Raw genomic sequence first — 15,380 nt, forward strand, 5'->3', positions numbered from 1 at the left:
TGGCTACATTCCTGCGCATGCATACGAATCCCCCCAAACTGTCCATGTTCCAGGTGCTGGCCTGCGGTGCGGCCATCGTGACCCTGTCGATGGGCATCCGCCACGGCTTCGGGCTCTGGCTCTTGCCCATCACCCAGGAGATGGGCTGGACACGCCAGTCGTTCGCACTGGCCATCGCCATCCAGAACCTGTCCTGGGGCCTGATCGGCATTTTTGCGGGCATGGTGGCCGACCGGTTTGGCGCGTTTCGCGTGCTGATGGGCGGTGCCGTGCTGTACGGCCTGGGCCTGGTGGGCATGGCACTGTCGCCCACGCCCACACTGTTTGCACTGACGGCAGGCGTGCTGATTGGCGCGGCACAGGCAGGCACCACCTACGCCGTGATCTATGGCGTGCTGGGGCGGCAGATAGCGCCCGAAAAACGTTCCTGGGCCATGGGCGTGGCGGCGGCGGCGGGCTCGTTCGGGCAATTCCTCATGGTGCCGGTGGAGGGCTGGCTGATTGCGGGCCTGGGCTGGCAACAGGCGCTGCTGGTGCTGTCGATGGCCGTGTTGCTCATCGTGCCGCTGGCCTTTGGCCTGCGCGAGCCGGGCTTCAAGGGAGCGGCCCCCGTGAAGCGCGAGCAGACCATCGTGCAGGCGCTGGGCGAGGCTTTCCGCTACCCCAGCTTCAACCTGCTGATGGCGGGCTACTTCGTCTGTGGATTCCAGGTCGTGTTCATCGGCGTGCACATGCCCAGCTACCTCAAGGACCATGGCCTGTCGCCCCAGGTGGCCAGCTATGCGCTGGCGCTGATTGGCCTGTTCAATGTGCTGGGCACCTATGTGGCCGGCGCGCTGGGCCAGCGCATGCCCAAGCGGTTCATCCTGGCGTTCATCTACTTCGCGCGGGCGGCGGCCATCACCGCGTTCCTCATCGCGCCGCTGTCGCCGCTGTCGGTGTATGTGTTCTCGGCCGTGATGGGCACGCTGTGGCTGTCCACCATCCCGCCCACCAACGCGACCATTGCGCAGATCTTTGGCGTGCAGCATTTGTCGATGCTGGGCGGCTTTGTGTTCTTCAGCCACCAGATCGGCAGCTTCCTGGGCGTATGGCTCGGCGGTTATCTGTATGACGCCACGGGCAACTACGATATCGTCTGGTACATCGCCATCGGCCTGGGCGTGTTTGCCGGGCTGGTAAACCTGCCCGTCAAGGAAAGCCCGATCACGCGTAACGCCCCACAACCTGCCTAGTCCGCCCAGTTCGATTTACCTGACTGCACCGCATGAGCCACCCCACCCCGCCCCGCAAATCCGCGCCGCGCGCCCTTCGCTGGCTGGGTGGTGCCGTGGCCGTGCTGCTGTGCTTGCTGGTGTTTGGCATGTACACCGCGCCCGAGTTCATGGTGCTGCTGGCCGACCAGATGTGGGCGTGTTTTTGACGCCATCCACCGGGTTTTGAAGCGTTTTAGACCTCAGGTGCTAGTGAATAATGCACCGACAGCTATCATTTTTGTAGTTCTATGCACGGTACGGAAGCCCCTTCAGAATGGGTGCGGCGCTGGAGCCACCTGATCACCCCCCACAGCACCGTGCTGGACGTGGCCTGTGGCGCGGGCCGCCACCTGCGCTACCTGCGCGCATTGGGGCACACCGTGGTGGGGGTGGACCGGTCGGCCGAAGCCATTACCGCCTGCGCCGGCCTGGGCGACATGGTGCTGGCCGACATCGAGAACGGCCCCTGGCCTTTTGCAGGTCGCCAGTTCGGCGGCGTGGTTGTCACCAACTACCTATGGCGCCCACTGCTGCCCACCATCGTGGCCAGCGTGGCTCCGGGCGGGGTGCTGGTCTATGAAACCTTTGCCCAGGGCAACGAAACCGTGGGGCGCCCGGCGCGGGCCGAATTCCTGCTGGCGCCCGGCGAACTGCTGCAGGCATGCCGGGACCTGCGCGTGGTGGCCTATGAAGACGGCTTCATCGACGAACCCGCGCGTTTCGTGCAACGCATCACGGCCGTGCGGGAACTCCCACAGCCCGGCTGGACCTCACGACATCTTTTGTCCGTCGCGCCTAGTTAGAATGCCCTTTTACCGTTTTTCACTGCGGACATGACCTCTTCCTCCGTGCCTCTCACCGGCAGCATCGTCGCCCTCGTCACCCCCATGCACGAGGATGGCAGCGTGGACTACCCCACCCTGCGCAAACTGATCGACTGGCATATTGCCGAAGGCACCGACTGCATCGGCGTGGTGGGCACCACGGGTGAATCGCCCACGGTCAATGTCCAAGAGCACTGCGAGATCATCCGCGTGGCCGTGGAACAGGCCGCCAAGCGCGTGCCCATCATGGCAGGCTGCGGCGCCAACTCCACCGCCGAAGCCATCGAGCTGGCCAAGTTCGCGCGCGGCGTGGGTGCCGACAGCCAGCTGCAGGTCGTGCCTTACTACAACAAGCCCACCCAAGAAGGCCAGTACCAGCACTTCAAGGCGATTGCCGAAGCCACCGGCGACCTGCCCATCGTGCTGTACAACGTGCCCGGCCGCTCGGTGGCCGATATGCAACACGACACCGTGCTGCGCCTGACCCAGGTGCCCGGCATCATCGGCATCAAGGAAGCCACCGGCAACATCGAACGCGCCCAGTGGCTCATCCGCGATGTGCCCCAGGGCTTTGGCGTGTATTCGGGCGACGACCCGACCGCTGTGGCGCTGATGCTGTGCGGAGGCCACGGCAACATCAGCGTGACGGCCAACGTCGCCCCGCGCCTGATGCACGAACTGTGTGTGGCTGCCCTGGCGGGCGATGCACGCCGGGCCATGGAAATTCAGTTCAAGCTGATGCCGGTGCACAAGAACCTGTTTGTCGAAGCCAACCCCATCCCGGTCAAGTGGGCCATGGCCCGCATGGGCCTGTGCGGTGGCACTATGCGCCTGCCCATGACGCCGCTGACCACCAGCAACGAGGCTGTGGTCGAATCTGCGCTGCGCACCAGCGGCCTGATCTAATCCGGGCTGCGCCCGCTCCCCGAGACACTCTCCAAGGATTTCCGCGTGAAAGCTGCTACCACCCGCCTGAGCCTGCTGGCCCTTGCCATGGCCCTGTCTGCCTGTGCCGCCCTGGAGGGCGACAAGATCGACTACAAGAGCGCGACCAAAGGCTCGACCCTGGAAGTCCCGCCAGACCTGACCCAGCTGTCGCGTGATTCACGCTACAACGTCCCAGGCGGCGCCGTCTCGGCCGCCGCCATGCAGGCCGGCCAGGCTGCTCAGCCATCGGGCACCGCCAACGCCGCAGCCCTGCAACTGGGCGACGTGCGCATCGAGCGCGACGGCAACCAGCGCTGGCTGGTGGTCAACCGCCCGGCCGACAAGCTCTGGGAACCCGTGCGCGACTTCTGGCAGGAAAGCGGCTTCAACCTGGCGCAGGCAGACGCCAACGTGGGCATCATGGAAACCGACTGGGCCGAAAACCGCGCCAAGCTGCCGCAGGATTTCATCCGCTCGACCCTGGGCAAGCTGCTCGACTCGCTGTACTCCACCGGTGAACGCGACAAGTTCCGAACGCGCCTGGAGCGCAACGCCAATGGCGGCACCGAGATCTACATCACCCACCGCGGCATGATTGAGGTCTACGGCAACGTTTCCAAAGACAGCACCGTGTGGCAACCCCGCCCCTCCGACCCGGAACTCGAAACCGAATTCCTGCGCCGCCTGATGGTCAAGCTGGGCGTGAGCCAAGAGCAGTCCAAGGCAGTGGCTGCAGCCCCCGCCCCACGCGCTCAGTCGGCCCGCATGGCCACGGTGGACAACAAACCCGTGGTCCAGCTTGACGAGGGTTTTGACCGCGCCTGGCGCCGCATCGGCCTGGCCCTGGACCGCACCGGCTTCACGGTGGAAGACCGCAATCGCAATGAAGGCACCTACTTTGTGCGCTATGTGGCGCCCAATGCCGAGAAGAAGGAGCCAGGGTTCTTCGGCAAACTCTTCAGCTCGTCCAACGCCACACCTCCACTCAAGTACCGCATTCTGGTGCGCAGCCAAGGGGAGTCCACCACGGTATCGGTGCTCAACGAAGCCGGCGTCCCCGAATCGTCCGCCAATGCCGAGCGCATCGTCCGCGTGATTGCCGACGATCTGAAATAAGCGACGAACCGCGCGCCTCTTCGCTCCCCCTGACTGGGCCCGGGGTCCAGGCTACAGAGGTGCTGCGCGGCAAGCGCCTTCAACCACGACATGCTGCGTTTCAAGAACCTGGGTAGCGGCAGCACGGGCAATGCCACGGTGGTGGAAGGCAGCAGCGGCACACAGGTACGCCGCCTGCTGATCGATTGCGGATTCGGCATCCGGCAACTGCAGACCCGCCTGGCGCAAGCGCAGTTGCAGATCGAAGACCTGGATGCCGTCTTCATCACCCACGAACACTCGGACCACATCGGCTGTGCACTGGCCGTGGCCGTGCGCTACCGCATCCCGGTATGGATGAGCCAGGGCACCTACGCCGCCCTCGGAGCCCCCGACTTTGATGGCATGCTGCGCATCGCACACGACATGGAGGCTCTGGACCTCGGCACCTTCAGCGCCCTGCCCTTCACGGTGCCCCATGATGCGCGCGAGCCGCTGCAGCTGCGCTGCTCGGACGGCGCATCCCACCTGGGTGTGCTCACCGACCTGGGCCACGCCAGCGACCATGTTCTGCAGCAACTACAAGGCTGCCATGCGTTGATGATTGAAGCCAACCACGACCCCGCAATGCTCGAAGCATCCCGGTATCCGACCTTCTTGAAACGCCGCGTCGGGGGACCGTATGGGCACTTGGCCAATTTTGCGACAGCCGACATCCTGCGTGCCGTGCGGCACCCTGGCCTGCAGCGTGTGGTGGCCGCCCACCTGAGCGCACAGAACAATGCACCCGGCCTCGCTCAACAGGCGCTAGGCCTTGCACTGGAGTGGTCCGCCGAGGAAATCACCGTCGCCAGCCCAACGGTGGGAACGCCCTGGCTTGCAGTTGCAGGATGAAGTGACTCCGGTCACGCCGCAAACGACCAACTCCGGGGAAGGAAAACGCCCCCAAAAAGAAAAAGCCCCGACCTTGCGGTGCGGGGCTCTCGGTCGATAGCAGGTTTTGCAACCTGCTGCGGCCTGCAGCGAATTACTTGGCTGCGGAAGCGCCAGTAGCAGCGGTGGCAGCAGCGTCAGCGGCAGCCTTGGCAGCATCGGCAGCAGGAGCCGAGGCAGCGTCGGAAGCGGCAGGAGCGGCTTCAGAAGCGGCAGGAGCTGGTGCGGGTGCTGGAGCTGGGGCTTCCACGGCAGCTGGTGCTGGAGCAGGAGCGGGCTCTTCCTTCTTGCCACAAGCGGCGAGTGCAGCAGCGGCGATCAGGGCGGCCAGAACGAGAGAGTTCTTCATTTCGATTTTCCTAGTTGGACAGACAGAATCTTGAAAAGCCACGGCGTCAGGCTTTTTGGAAGCCCCGGTACGCTTTGGCACAATGCGCTTGGCTTGCACCTTTTCGGCGCAGCCGCTGATTATATTGGTATTTAGTCAATACAGACTAACACTGACGAAACCTTTACGCCCAATTGACAAGGCGCAAAGCGCGCATTTGGCTCATAACCCCAGCGTCGATGCGGGGAAACCGGGCGTGCTTTTGCTGCGCACCCACTCGTTGAGCGTCTCGCGCAGCAGCACACGGCGATCTGGTTCAAAGCCTGCAACCCCCACGCACCGCTCCGGGTCCAGCCGTTGCATCACCCAGTGCGGGGACCACAATGCACTGGGAATATCCAGGGGATCAGCCGCCGGGCTGCGACGGCAATTGATGATGTGGTCCCAGGTGCCCCGCCAACGCACAAAACGCGCGTGCCGACGGATCACATCATCGTAGCTGCACGCCAGCATGGTGAAACGCCGACTTCCATGGGCCCAATCCTGCAAGGCCTCCACCACACTGCGTTCGCCCAGGGGCCAGTCATGGAAATTCGCATCGCTGATCACAATTTCCTTCCAGCCATCCCGGGCGGCTGTGGCAATCGCGTCGCGCACCATTTGCTGAAACGCTTCACGGCTGCTGAAACGACCCACCGGGAGATCGGGCCGCGAATCGGCGGAACTGGCAGAAGTCTCGGTCATGGCGGTGTCTCCTGGCGTGCTTCGATCTATCCAGCCCAGACGTGGGCCCAGCCCGCATCACACCAGGACGACAGCAGTTCCAGCGCGTCGTCACTGGCGCGCGCAAGCTCGCGGGCGGTCAACTGACGTTCATCAGCCAGGCGGCGCATTAGCGTCGCATCGCGGCCTGCTGCGCGGTAGCTCTCGCCATTGATGAACACATGGTGCGTGTCGTACATCATGCGGCTGCGGCGGTCCAGGCGCACCCCTTCCAGCATCACGCCTGTATCGCCGGGTTCGAACCACACATTCGGCTTGGGCTCAGTCAGATACTCCCCCAGTGCGCGCTCCAAAACAAGGGGCTGCGCCAGTGCGCGGCTCAAAGCATCCCGCGCGAAGTCCTGCAAACCCGCCGGAATGGCCGCGGGTTGAGACACAGCTTCCTGCTGGGCATCGCGGTACAGCAGGGGCTTGTCTTGATCCGCAGCATCCTCGGCCAGGCGCACCAACAATTCCTGGCCCAGTTCGGCGCGCGACGGCACCTTAAAGCCGATCGAATAAGTCATGCATTCGCCCTCGGCGATGCCATCGTGGGCATAACGCGGCGGCAGGTACAGCATGTCGCCCGGCTCCAGCAGGTACTCCTCTTCAGGCTCGAACTGCGCCAGCACTTTGAGGGGAATACCTTCGCGCAGCGTGAGATCCTTCTGGCGGCCAATGCGCCAACGACGCGTTCCGTGGGCCTGCAAAAGAAAGACGTCGTAACTGTCGAAATGCGGGCCCACACCACCGCCGTCGGACGCATAACTGATCATGAGGTCATCAAGCCGCGCCTCCGGCACAAACCTGAACTGCTGCATCAGCGCATGCACGGCGTCGTTGTGCAGGTCAACGCCCTGCACCAGCAAAGTCCAATCGGGCTGCTGGAGCGCAGGCAGGGCACGCCTTTGAAAGGGTCCATGGCGCAGCTTCCACGCCCCTTTGGCCAGTTGCACGAGGCGGGACTCCACTCCCTCCTGGGCGGCCAGCGCGAACAGATCCGACCGCAACACAGGGGGAGCAAACTGGGGAATGGCCTGGCGCACCAGCAAGGGCTTCTTCTGCCAATGGCGGCGCATGAACTGGGCGGGGGTCAGGCCACCGAGCAGGGTAAGGGGTTGCTGGATATCCATGGGAACTGGTCTGCCCCTTTGCGGAGCCGTTGGTCAAACTGCGACAATTCTCCTATGGAAATTACCCAACAATGTGTGGTCGCACTGACCTGGACCCTGAAAGACACCCTTGGCGAAGAACTGGATGTGCTCGAAGATCCCGTAGAGTTTCTGGTGGGCGGCGACGACCTTCTACCCCGCATCGAAGAAGCCCTGCAAGGCCACGGCCCCGGTGCCACGCTGGCGTTGCACCTGGAGCCCGAAGATGCGTTTGGTGACTTCAACGACCAACTGCTGTTCCTGGAGCCACGCGATCTTTTTCCGGCAGAGATCGAAGAGGGAATGACGTTTGACGGCGCCGCGCTGCCCGAGGGCTGCAATCCCGATGCCCCCCGCACGGGGCTCTACACGGTCACGGAGATCTATCCGGAGCATGTGGTCCTGGACGGCAATCACCCGCTGGCGGGCATTGCGCTGCGCTTGCAGTTGACCGTACAGGCCGTGCGGGAAGCCACCGAAGAGGAAATTGGCCGGGGCAGCGCCGGCACAGGCTTTTTTCGGGTACAGCCGCAGGCGCCTGGCAGTAACCTGCTCCACTGAGCTGGGCGAAAGGAAGGCCCTGAATGGTTTTCAGAGCCTAGCCAAGCCCGAATGGTCGATTAAAGGCGTGAAATCTGGCCGTTGTACAGGCGTACACGGTCGCCAATGCGCAAATCGCCGGGGCTGCTTACGTCGTAGACGCGGTAGCCGCCGTGATCGAGTTGCACCGACAGGCGGTAGCCCTGTACTTCCTGGCTGTTGTTGCGGCCTTCAATGGCATTGCCTGCTACTGCGCCTCCAACAATGCCCACGCCGGTTGCGGCGGCACGACCGGAGCCCTTGCCGATCTGGTTGCCCAGAACACCACCGACGACAGCGCCGATCACAGCACCAGCCCCGGAGGTCTGGCCTTGCGACCGCCCCTGCAGCACTTCGATATTGGAAACCCGACCGTACTCCGTGCCGGCCGGATTGTTCGGGTAGGCCGGCGCCGTTTGGTAGCCCCCCGAATATTGTGGCGCAGGGGCCGATCGGTTGTGGCCGCAGGCGGCCAACGAGCCCACAAGGACCACGGCGCCAGCGATGGCGAAAGAACGGGTAATTTGCAGCATTTTCGTACTCCTAAAGTCAGGGGGTGCACACGGCTTGCAGGGAATCCGGCCTTGGTGCGCATACCTAGATTGGAACAACGCCCCAGCCCCCTGTCCCGTAGACGCAGGGGCTGCGCCTGCGTCAGTAACAAACCCATCCAAAGGTAAGCGGCGTCTTACAACCCCAACCTGCCACGACCCCATTAAGCCCGGTGCTCAGGCCTTCCCGGTTGACCCGTAGCCACCCTCGCCCCGCTCCGTCGCTGCAAACTCAGTCACCACATTGAACTGCGCCTGCACCACCGGAACGATCACCAGCTGTGCGAGCCGCTCCATGGGCTCCAGCGTGAATGCGGTGCTGCTGCGGTTCCAGGCGCTCACCATGAGCTGCCCCTGGTAGTCGCTGTCAATCAGGCCCACGAGATTGCCCAGCACGATGCCATGCTTGTGGCCCAGACCCGAGCGCGGCAGGATCAGCGCGGCGTACCCGGGGTCTTTGAGGTAGACGGCAATGCCCGTGGGCACCAGTTGCCAGGCATTCGGCTGCAGGGTGAGCGGAGCATCCAGGCAAGCGCGCAGGTCCAGGCCAGCACTGCCGGGGGTGGCATAGGTGGGCAATTGGTCCGCCATGCGCGGATCCAGAATCTTCACGTCAATCTTCACGGTTATTTCTTCTTTCCAGTTGTGCGCTGCTGGGCCACTTGCCGCAGCCGCTCCTGCAAGGGCTCCACGCCAGACGCGGCCCCGAAGGCTGCGGATGATAGGGCCTTGGGAGCCACGTCGATCAAACGCCCCAACCCCCACCAGATGGCCGCCATGACCGCGAGCCCCGGCAAAGACCCTTGGCTGAACATGAACAGCGCCACCCCGTGCAAGGCAATCAACACCAGCAGCACGGCGCGCACCGCACGCACAACGCCCAGCAAAGGCTTCAGAACCAGAGCGAGATCCGGCGGAGCGGACTGGGGCGCCGGGCGCACCCCACCCGCCCCAGCGGGCTTCTGGGCGGTGGTGGAGCCAGGGGCTGGAGCCTGTACACCTCTGGCAGGTGCAGGCGCGGTCAGCCGTTCCACGTAGCGTGCAAAGTCGCCATCGGGCGGCGTATCCCATTCAGGCTTGGTGGCACCAGTCTTCATACGGCCTCCCGGCAAAGACCTCTAGGAACCCACAGGGGACAACCGCGCCGCAATCTCCCCGATCAGCTGCTGGGCCAGCACCCGTTTGGAAGCCCGGGGCAGCTCGCGGTGCCCCTGGGAGTCCACCAACAGCAGGGCATTGTCATCCTGCCCAAAGGTGGCAGGGCCAATGTTGCCCACCAGCAGCGGCACCCCTTTGCGCGCACGCTTGGCCGTGGCGTGGGCCAGCAGATCATGGCTCTCAGCAGCAAAACCGACGCAAAAGAGATCACCCTCCAGGGCATGCGATGACTTCGCTACCGTGGCCAGGATGTCGGGGTTCTCCACGAAACCCAGGGTCGGGGTCTGGCCCGAGCCGTCTTTCTTGATTTTCTGGGAGGACTGGCTGGCGGGCCGCCAGTCCGCCACGGCAGCGGTGGCAACGAACACCGATGCCACCTGCACATGGCGCTGTACAGCCGCCAGCATCTCCTGGGCCGACTGCACATTCACACGCCGCACCCCACGTGGTGTGGGCACATGCACAGGCCCGGCCACCAAAGTGACTTCGGCACCGGCCTCGCGGGCCGCTCGGGCAATGGCGAAACCCATCTTTCCGCTCGAAAGGTTGGTGATGCCACGCACGGGATCGATCGCCTCGAAAGTGGGCCCCGCCGTCACCAGCACCTTGCGCCCCGCCAGGACCTTGGGCGCGAAGAAGGCAATCAACTCTTCCAGCAGCTCCACAGGCTCCAGCATGCGGCCATCGCCAGTCTCGCCACAGGCCTGGTCGCCATTGCCCACACCCAGCACCACGGCACCGTCCTGCGCCACCTGGGCCAGGTTGCGCTGCGTGGCCGGATGAGCCCACATCTCGCGGTTCATGGCCGGAGCCAGCAGCAACGGCACCCGCTGCGCAGGGCGGGCCAGGCACAGCAAGCTGAGCAGCTCATCCGCCCTGCCCTGCACCAGCCGCGCGATGAAATCGGCGCTACATGGCGCTATCAGGATCGCGTCGGCCTCACGGCTCAGGTTGATGTGGGGCATGTTGTTGGGCTCGCGCGCATCCCACTGCGAGCCGTACACCGTGCGGCCAGACAGCGCCTGCATGGTGACCGGCGTGATGAATTGTTCAGCCGCCTCGGTCATCACCACCTGCACGGTGGCGCCCTCCTTGATGAGCTGGCGGCAGAGATCGGCCGCCTTGTAGCAAGCCACGCCCCCGCTCAGACCCAGAACAATGTGTTTGCCAACAAGCTCATTCATGGGGCGAATTTAGCAGACGGGGGTGACCCTGCCCGGCGGGGTGTCGCCGGGGTGCCATCTATAATCCCAATTTCCCACCACCAGGAGACCTCTCGCGAGAGGCCCCCTTCAGACATGACCAAATTTGTCTTCGTCACCGGCGGTGTGGTGTCTTCCCTCGGTAAGGGAATCGCCTCAGCCTCCCTTGCCGCGATCCTCGAATCGCGGGGACTCAAAGTCACCCTCATCAAGCTTGACCCCTACATCAACGTAGACCCGGGCACCATGTCGCCATTTCAGCACGGCGAGGTTTTCGTGACCGACGACGGCGCAGAAACCGACCTGGATCTGGGCCACTACGAGCGTTTCATCGAAACGCGCATGAAGAAAACCAACAACTTCACCACGGGCAAGATTTACCAGTCCGTGCTGGAGAAGGAACGCCGCGGCGACTACCTGGGCAAGACCGTGCAGGTCATTCCCCACGTCACCAACGAAATCCAGGAATTCATCAAGCGCGGCGCCGGCATCGGCACGCCGGATGCCGTGGATGTGGCCATTGTCGAAATCGGCGGCACCGTGGGTGACATCGAATCGCTGCCGTTCCTGGAAGCCGTGCGCCAGATGAGCCTGCGCATGGGCCCGAACAACGCAGCCTTCGTGCACCTGACCTACCTGCCCTGGATCGCTGCAGCGGGGGAGCTGAAAACCAAGCCCACCCAGCACACCGTGCAGAAGCTGCGCGAGATCGGCATCCAGGCCGACGCGCTGCTGTGCCGCGCCGACCGCCGGATCCCTGAAGAAGAGCGCGCCAAGATCTCGCTGTTCACCAACGTGCCCGAATGGGGCGTGATCAGCATGTGGGACGTGGACACCATCTACAAGGTGCCCCGGATGTTGCACGAACAGGGCCTCGACGGCCTGATCTGCGACAAGCTGCGCCTGAACACCCCGCCCACCAGCCTCAAGCGCTGGGACGACCTGGTGTACGAAACCGAACACCCCCAGGGCGAAGTCACCATCGCCATGGTCGGCAAGTATGTGGACCTGTCGGACAGCTACAAGTCCGTCAACGAGGCCCTGCGCCACGCGGGCATGCGCAACCATGTGCGCGTGAAGATCGACCATGTCGATTCCGAGACAATAGACAGCGCCGACGCGGCCGCCAAGCTGGCCAAGTACGACGCCATCCTGGTGCCCGGCGGCTTCGGCCAGCGTGGCGTGGAAGGAAAGATCGCCACGGCGCAGTTTGCCCGCGAACGCAAAGTGCCCTACCTGGGCATCTGCCTGGGCATGCAGGTGGCCACCATCGAATACGCCCGCCATGTGGCAGGCCTGGCCAACGCCAACAGCACCGAGTTCGACCCCACCACGCCCCACCCCGTGATCGCACTGATCACCGAGTGGAAGGATGCAGACGGCACCATCAAGAAGCGCGATGAAAACTCGGACCTCGGCGGCACCATGCGCCTGGGCGCGCAGAGCTCGGACGTGTCCAAGGACACGCTGGCCCACAGCATCTACGGCGACGTGGTGACCGAGCGCCACCGCCACCGCTACGAAGCCAACGTGAACTACCTGGACCAGCTGCGCAAGGCGGGCCTGGTGATCTCGGCGCTGACCCAGCGTGAAGAACTCACCGAAATCGTGGAGCTGCCGCAAACCGTGCACCCCTGGTTCATCGGCGTGCAGTTCCACCCCGAGTTCAAGTCCACGCCCTGGAACGGCCACCCGCTGTTCAACGCCTTTATCAAGGCCGCAGTGGAACACCAGCAAGCCGCAAAAAAAGCATAAGGGGACTCAAGCATGCAGCTGTGCGGATTCAACGTTGGCCTGGACCAGCGCTTTTTCCTGATCGCGGGCACTTGCTCCATTGAAGGCCTGGAAATGTCGCTCGACGTCGCAGGCCAGCTCAAGGAAGCCTGCGCGCCGCTGGGCATTCCGCTGATCTACAAGGGCTCGTTCGACAAGGCCAACCGCTCCTCCGGCACCAGCAAGCGCGGCGTCGGCATCGACGCTGGCCTCAAGATCCTCGATGAAGTGCGCCGCCAGCTGCAGCTGCCCATCCTGACCGACGTGCACGACACCTCGCACGTGGCCGAGGTGGCCAGCGTGGTGGACGTGCTGCAAACGCCTGCGTTCCTATGCCGCCAGACGGATTTCATCCGCGCGGTGGCGCAAAGCGGCAAGCCGGTGAACATCAAGAAGGGCCAGTTCCTGGCGCCCTGGGACATGAAGAACGTCATCGACAAGGCCCGGGCTGCAGCGGCCGAAGTTGGCCTGTCGGAAGACCGCTTCCTGGCCTGCGAGCGCGGTGTGAGCTTTGGCTACAACAACCTCGTGGCCGACATGACCAGCCTGGCCGAGATGCGCAACTCCGGTGCGCCCGTGGTGTTTGACGTCACCCACTCGGTGCAAAAACCCGGCGGCCTGGGTGCCGTAAGTGGTGGCGCGCGCGACATGGTGCCCGTGCTGGCCCGCGCCGGTGTAGCCGTGGGCGTGGCGGGCCTGTTCATGGAAACCCACCCCCGCCCTGCTGAGGCTTGGTCGGACGGCCCCAACGCCGTGCCGCTCAAGCACATGAAGGCGCTGCTCGAAACCCTGGTGGCACTGGACGACATCACGAAGAAAAGCGGATTTCTCGAAAACAACTTCAACTAACAGGACGACCCCATGCCAGCTGCCTACATCATCGTGGACATGAAAGTGTCCAACCCCGAACAGTACAAAGACTACATGGCGGCCGCGCCCGCAGCCGTGAAGGCCCACGGTGGCGAATACCTGGTGCGCGGCGGAAAGTTCGAGACCCTGGAAGGCAACTGGACGCCCGCGCGCGTGGCGATGCTGCGCTTTCCCAGTTTCGATGCCGCCAAGGCTTTCTACGACGCCGAGCTGTACCGTGCCGCGCGCAGCAAGCGCGCCGGTGCGACCGAGTTTTTCAATATGGTGCTGGTCGAAGGCGTTGACGCCCCGGTCTGACCTCTATCTATCCAAAGGAAAAAAATGAGCGCAATCGTTGACATCGTAGGTCGCGAAATTCTGGACAGCCGCGGCAACCCCACCGTCGAATGCGACGTGTTGCTCGAATCGGGCGTGATGGGCCGGGCCGCCGTGCCGTCGGGCGCATCCACCGGCAGCCGCGAAGCCATTGAAATGCGCGACGGCGACAAGGGCCGCTACCTGGGCAAGGGTGTGCTCAAGGCCGTGGAATACATCAACACCGAGATCAGCGAAGCCGTGCTGGGCTTGGATGCCTCCGAGCAGGCCTTCCTGGACAAGACCCTGATCGACCTCGACGGCACCGAGAACAAGAGCCGCCTGGGCGCCAACGCCATGCTGGCCGTGTCGATGGCCGTGGCCCGCGCCGCCGCCGAAGAGTCCGGCCTGCCCCTGTACCGCTACCTGGGCGGCATGGGCAGCGTGCAACTGCCCGTGCCCATGATGAACGTGATCAACGGCGGCGCACACGCCAACAACAGCCTGGACCTGCAAGAGTTCATGATCATCCCGGTGGGCGCTCCCACTTTCCGTGAAGCCGTGCGCTGGGGCGCCGAAGTGTTCCACGCGCTCAAGAAGATCCTGCACGACAAGGGCATCAGCACCGCCGTGGGTGACGAAGGAGGCTTTGCCCCCAGCGTTGAAAACCACGAAGCCGCCATCCGCCTCATCCTGCAAGCCATTGAAGCCGCGGGCTACACGGCGGGCGAGCAGATCGCCCTGGGCCTGGACTGCGCCGCGAGCGAGTTCTACAAGGACGGCCACTACGTGCTGGAAGGCGAAGGCGGCCTCAAGCTGACTGCGCAGCAATGGACGGACATGCTGGCGGCCTGGGTGGACAAGTACCCGATCATCAGCATCGAAGACGGCATGCACGAAGGCGACTGGGACGGCTGGAAGCACCTGACCGAACGCCTGGGCGACAAGGTGCAGCTGGTGGGTGACGACCTGTTCGTGACCAACACCAAGATCCTGAAGGAAGGCATCGACAAGCGCATCGCCAACTCGATCCTGATCAAGATCAACCAGATCGGCACGCTGACCGAAACCTTCGCCGCCATCGAGATGGCCAAGCGCGCCGGCTACACCGCCGTGATCTCGCACCGCTCGGGCGAAACCGAAGACAGCACCATTGCCGACATCGCCGTGGGCACCAACGCAGGCCAGATCAAGACCGGCTCGCTGAGCCGCTCGGACCGTATCGCCAAATACAACCAGCTGCTGCGCATTGAGGAAGACCTGGGTGAAATCGCTCAGTACCCCGGCCGCGCTGCGTTCTATAACCTGCGCTGATCCCCATCCAGCCCGAGCGAGCCATGGGCTCCCGCCTTGTGCCTGTGATCCTGCTGGCTCTGCTGGCAGCGCTGCACGCCCAGCTCTGGCTCGGGCGGGGCAGCGTGCCGCGCGTCAACGAGATGCAGCGGCAAATCGATGTGCAAAAGGCTGCCAATGACCAGGCCAAGCTGGCCAACGAGCGCTTGTCGTCCGAGGTGCATGACCTCAAGGAAGGGCTCGACATGGTGGAAGAAAAGGCGCGCAGCGAACTGGGCATGGTCAAGCCCAACGAGGTCTACGTGCAGTTCACGCCACGCTGAGTCCTTGTGCTCGCCCCTCCGGGGTTCAATGCCCCGGTCCTCAAAAGCCGCCCGTCGGATG

General features: G+C 63.9%; 19 protein-coding genes. 12 read left to right on the forward strand and 7 right to left on the reverse strand.

All coding sequences use genetic code 11. The features are described from left to right. Positions 1–17: 17 nt before the first annotated feature. The 6 genes from AC2YJX_RS11940 to AC2YJX_RS11965 all read left to right on the forward strand — a co-directional run bounded on the left by AC2YJX_RS11940 (position 18) and on the right by AC2YJX_RS11965 (position 4,996). On the forward strand, positions 18–1,235 hold the full coding sequence (locus AC2YJX_RS11940; protein ID WP_487256173.1) for an MFS transporter: 1,218 nt from the start codon (positions 18–20) through the stop codon (positions 1,233–1,235). 32 nt (positions 1,236–1,267) lie between these two features. Continuing rightward, positions 1,268–1,423 (forward strand): hypothetical protein, encoded by a 156-nt coding sequence (locus AC2YJX_RS11945; RefSeq protein ID WP_487256174.1) that lies wholly within the window; start codon positions 1,268–1,270, stop codon positions 1,421–1,423. A gap of 81 nt (positions 1,424–1,504) precedes the next feature. Continuing rightward, positions 1,505–2,059: a class I SAM-dependent methyltransferase gene (locus tag AC2YJX_RS11950; RefSeq protein WP_487256175.1), complete on the forward strand. Its 555-nt coding sequence runs from the start codon at positions 1,505–1,507 to the stop codon at positions 2,057–2,059. A 30-nt stretch (positions 2,060–2,089) separates the two neighbouring features. Next, positions 2,090–2,986 carry a 4-hydroxy-tetrahydrodipicolinate synthase gene (gene dapA, locus AC2YJX_RS11955; protein ID WP_487256176.1) on the forward strand — a complete coding sequence of 299 codons (897 nt, stop codon included), beginning with the start codon at positions 2,090–2,092 and terminating at the stop codon, positions 2,984–2,986. Between the two features lie 45 nt (positions 2,987–3,031). Continuing rightward, on the forward strand, positions 3,032–4,123 hold the full coding sequence (gene bamC, locus AC2YJX_RS11960) for an NlpB/DapX family lipoprotein (protein WP_082437569.1): 1,092 nt from the start codon (positions 3,032–3,034) through the stop codon (positions 4,121–4,123). Between the two features lie 90 nt (positions 4,124–4,213). Further along, positions 4,214–4,996 (forward strand): MBL fold metallo-hydrolase, encoded by a 783-nt coding sequence (locus tag AC2YJX_RS11965; protein ID WP_487256177.1) that lies wholly within the window; start codon positions 4,214–4,216, stop codon positions 4,994–4,996. Between the two features lie 133 nt (positions 4,997–5,129). On the opposite strand, the gene AC2YJX_RS11970 is transcribed toward AC2YJX_RS11965, so the two are convergent. The 3 genes from AC2YJX_RS11970 to AC2YJX_RS11980 all read right to left on the reverse strand — a co-directional run bounded on the left by AC2YJX_RS11970 (position 5,130) and on the right by AC2YJX_RS11980 (position 7,258). Then, positions 5,130–5,384: a hypothetical protein gene (locus AC2YJX_RS11970; RefSeq protein ID WP_082437568.1), complete on the reverse strand. Its 255-nt coding sequence runs from the start codon at positions 5,382–5,384 to the stop codon at positions 5,130–5,132. A 201-nt stretch (positions 5,385–5,585) separates the two neighbouring features. Then, entirely contained in the window at positions 5,586–6,107 is a 522-nt protein-coding gene (locus AC2YJX_RS11975; protein ID WP_218300622.1) for a hypothetical protein, read from the reverse strand. Positions 6,108–6,133: 26 nt separating this feature from the next. Continuing rightward, complete coding sequence (locus tag AC2YJX_RS11980) at positions 6,134–7,258, reverse strand: JmjC domain-containing protein (protein WP_228899423.1); 1,125 nt, start codon at positions 7,256–7,258, stop codon at positions 6,134–6,136. 54 nt (positions 7,259–7,312) lie between these two features. Between AC2YJX_RS11980 and AC2YJX_RS11985 the strand changes: the two genes are divergently transcribed. Beyond that, positions 7,313–7,837: an FKBP-type peptidyl-prolyl cis-trans isomerase gene (locus AC2YJX_RS11985; RefSeq protein WP_487256178.1), complete on the forward strand. Its 525-nt coding sequence runs from the start codon at positions 7,313–7,315 to the stop codon at positions 7,835–7,837. A gap of 59 nt (positions 7,838–7,896) precedes the next feature. Here AC2YJX_RS11985 and AC2YJX_RS11990 read toward each other — a convergent pair whose 3' ends face one another. The 4 genes from AC2YJX_RS11990 to coaBC form a co-directional block, all read right to left on the reverse strand. Next, positions 7,897–8,388, reverse strand: coding sequence for an outer membrane lipoprotein (locus tag AC2YJX_RS11990; protein ID WP_436129729.1), 492 nt, complete (start codon positions 8,386–8,388; stop codon positions 7,897–7,899). A gap of 195 nt (positions 8,389–8,583) precedes the next feature. Then, complete coding sequence (gene dut, locus AC2YJX_RS11995) at positions 8,584–9,030, reverse strand: dUTP diphosphatase (RefSeq protein WP_121505833.1); 447 nt, start codon at positions 9,028–9,030, stop codon at positions 8,584–8,586. Between the two features lie 2 nt (positions 9,031–9,032). Continuing rightward, positions 9,033–9,503 carry a hypothetical protein gene (locus AC2YJX_RS12000; protein ID WP_487256179.1) on the reverse strand — a complete coding sequence of 157 codons (471 nt, stop codon included), beginning with the start codon at positions 9,501–9,503 and terminating at the stop codon, positions 9,033–9,035. Between the two features lie 21 nt (positions 9,504–9,524). Then, positions 9,525–10,748, reverse strand: a complete 1,224-nt coding sequence (gene coaBC, locus AC2YJX_RS12005; protein WP_487256180.1) for a bifunctional phosphopantothenoylcysteine decarboxylase/phosphopantothenate--cysteine ligase CoaBC — start codon at positions 10,746–10,748, stop codon at positions 9,525–9,527. Between the two features lie 114 nt (positions 10,749–10,862). Between coaBC and pyrG the strand changes: the two genes are divergently transcribed. From pyrG to AC2YJX_RS12030, 5 genes are read left to right on the forward strand one after another with little or no spacing between them, the layout of a single operon-like run. Beyond that, complete coding sequence (gene pyrG / locus AC2YJX_RS12010; RefSeq protein ID WP_108496941.1) at positions 10,863–12,521, forward strand: CTP synthase; 1,659 nt, start codon at positions 10,863–10,865, stop codon at positions 12,519–12,521. A 12-nt stretch (positions 12,522–12,533) separates the two neighbouring features. Then, positions 12,534–13,388, forward strand: coding sequence for a 3-deoxy-8-phosphooctulonate synthase (gene kdsA, locus AC2YJX_RS12015; protein ID WP_121420680.1), 855 nt, complete (start codon positions 12,534–12,536; stop codon positions 13,386–13,388). Between the two features lie 12 nt (positions 13,389–13,400). Next, complete coding sequence (locus AC2YJX_RS12020) at positions 13,401–13,706, forward strand: DUF1330 domain-containing protein (protein WP_121420681.1); 306 nt, start codon at positions 13,401–13,403, stop codon at positions 13,704–13,706. A 24-nt stretch (positions 13,707–13,730) separates the two neighbouring features. Continuing rightward, the gene (gene eno, locus AC2YJX_RS12025; RefSeq protein WP_055400881.1) at positions 13,731–15,017 is read left to right on the forward strand and encodes a phosphopyruvate hydratase; all 1,287 of its coding nucleotides are present in this window, start codon (positions 13,731–13,733) and stop codon (positions 15,015–15,017) included. 23 nt (positions 15,018–15,040) lie between these two features. Next, on the forward strand, positions 15,041–15,319 hold the full coding sequence (locus AC2YJX_RS12030) for a septum formation initiator family protein (RefSeq protein WP_121420682.1): 279 nt from the start codon (positions 15,041–15,043) through the stop codon (positions 15,317–15,319). The last annotated feature ends 61 nt before the right edge of the window (positions 15,320–15,380 follow it).

It is taken from the genome of Acidovorax sp. SRI_002 (assembly GCF_057586455.1).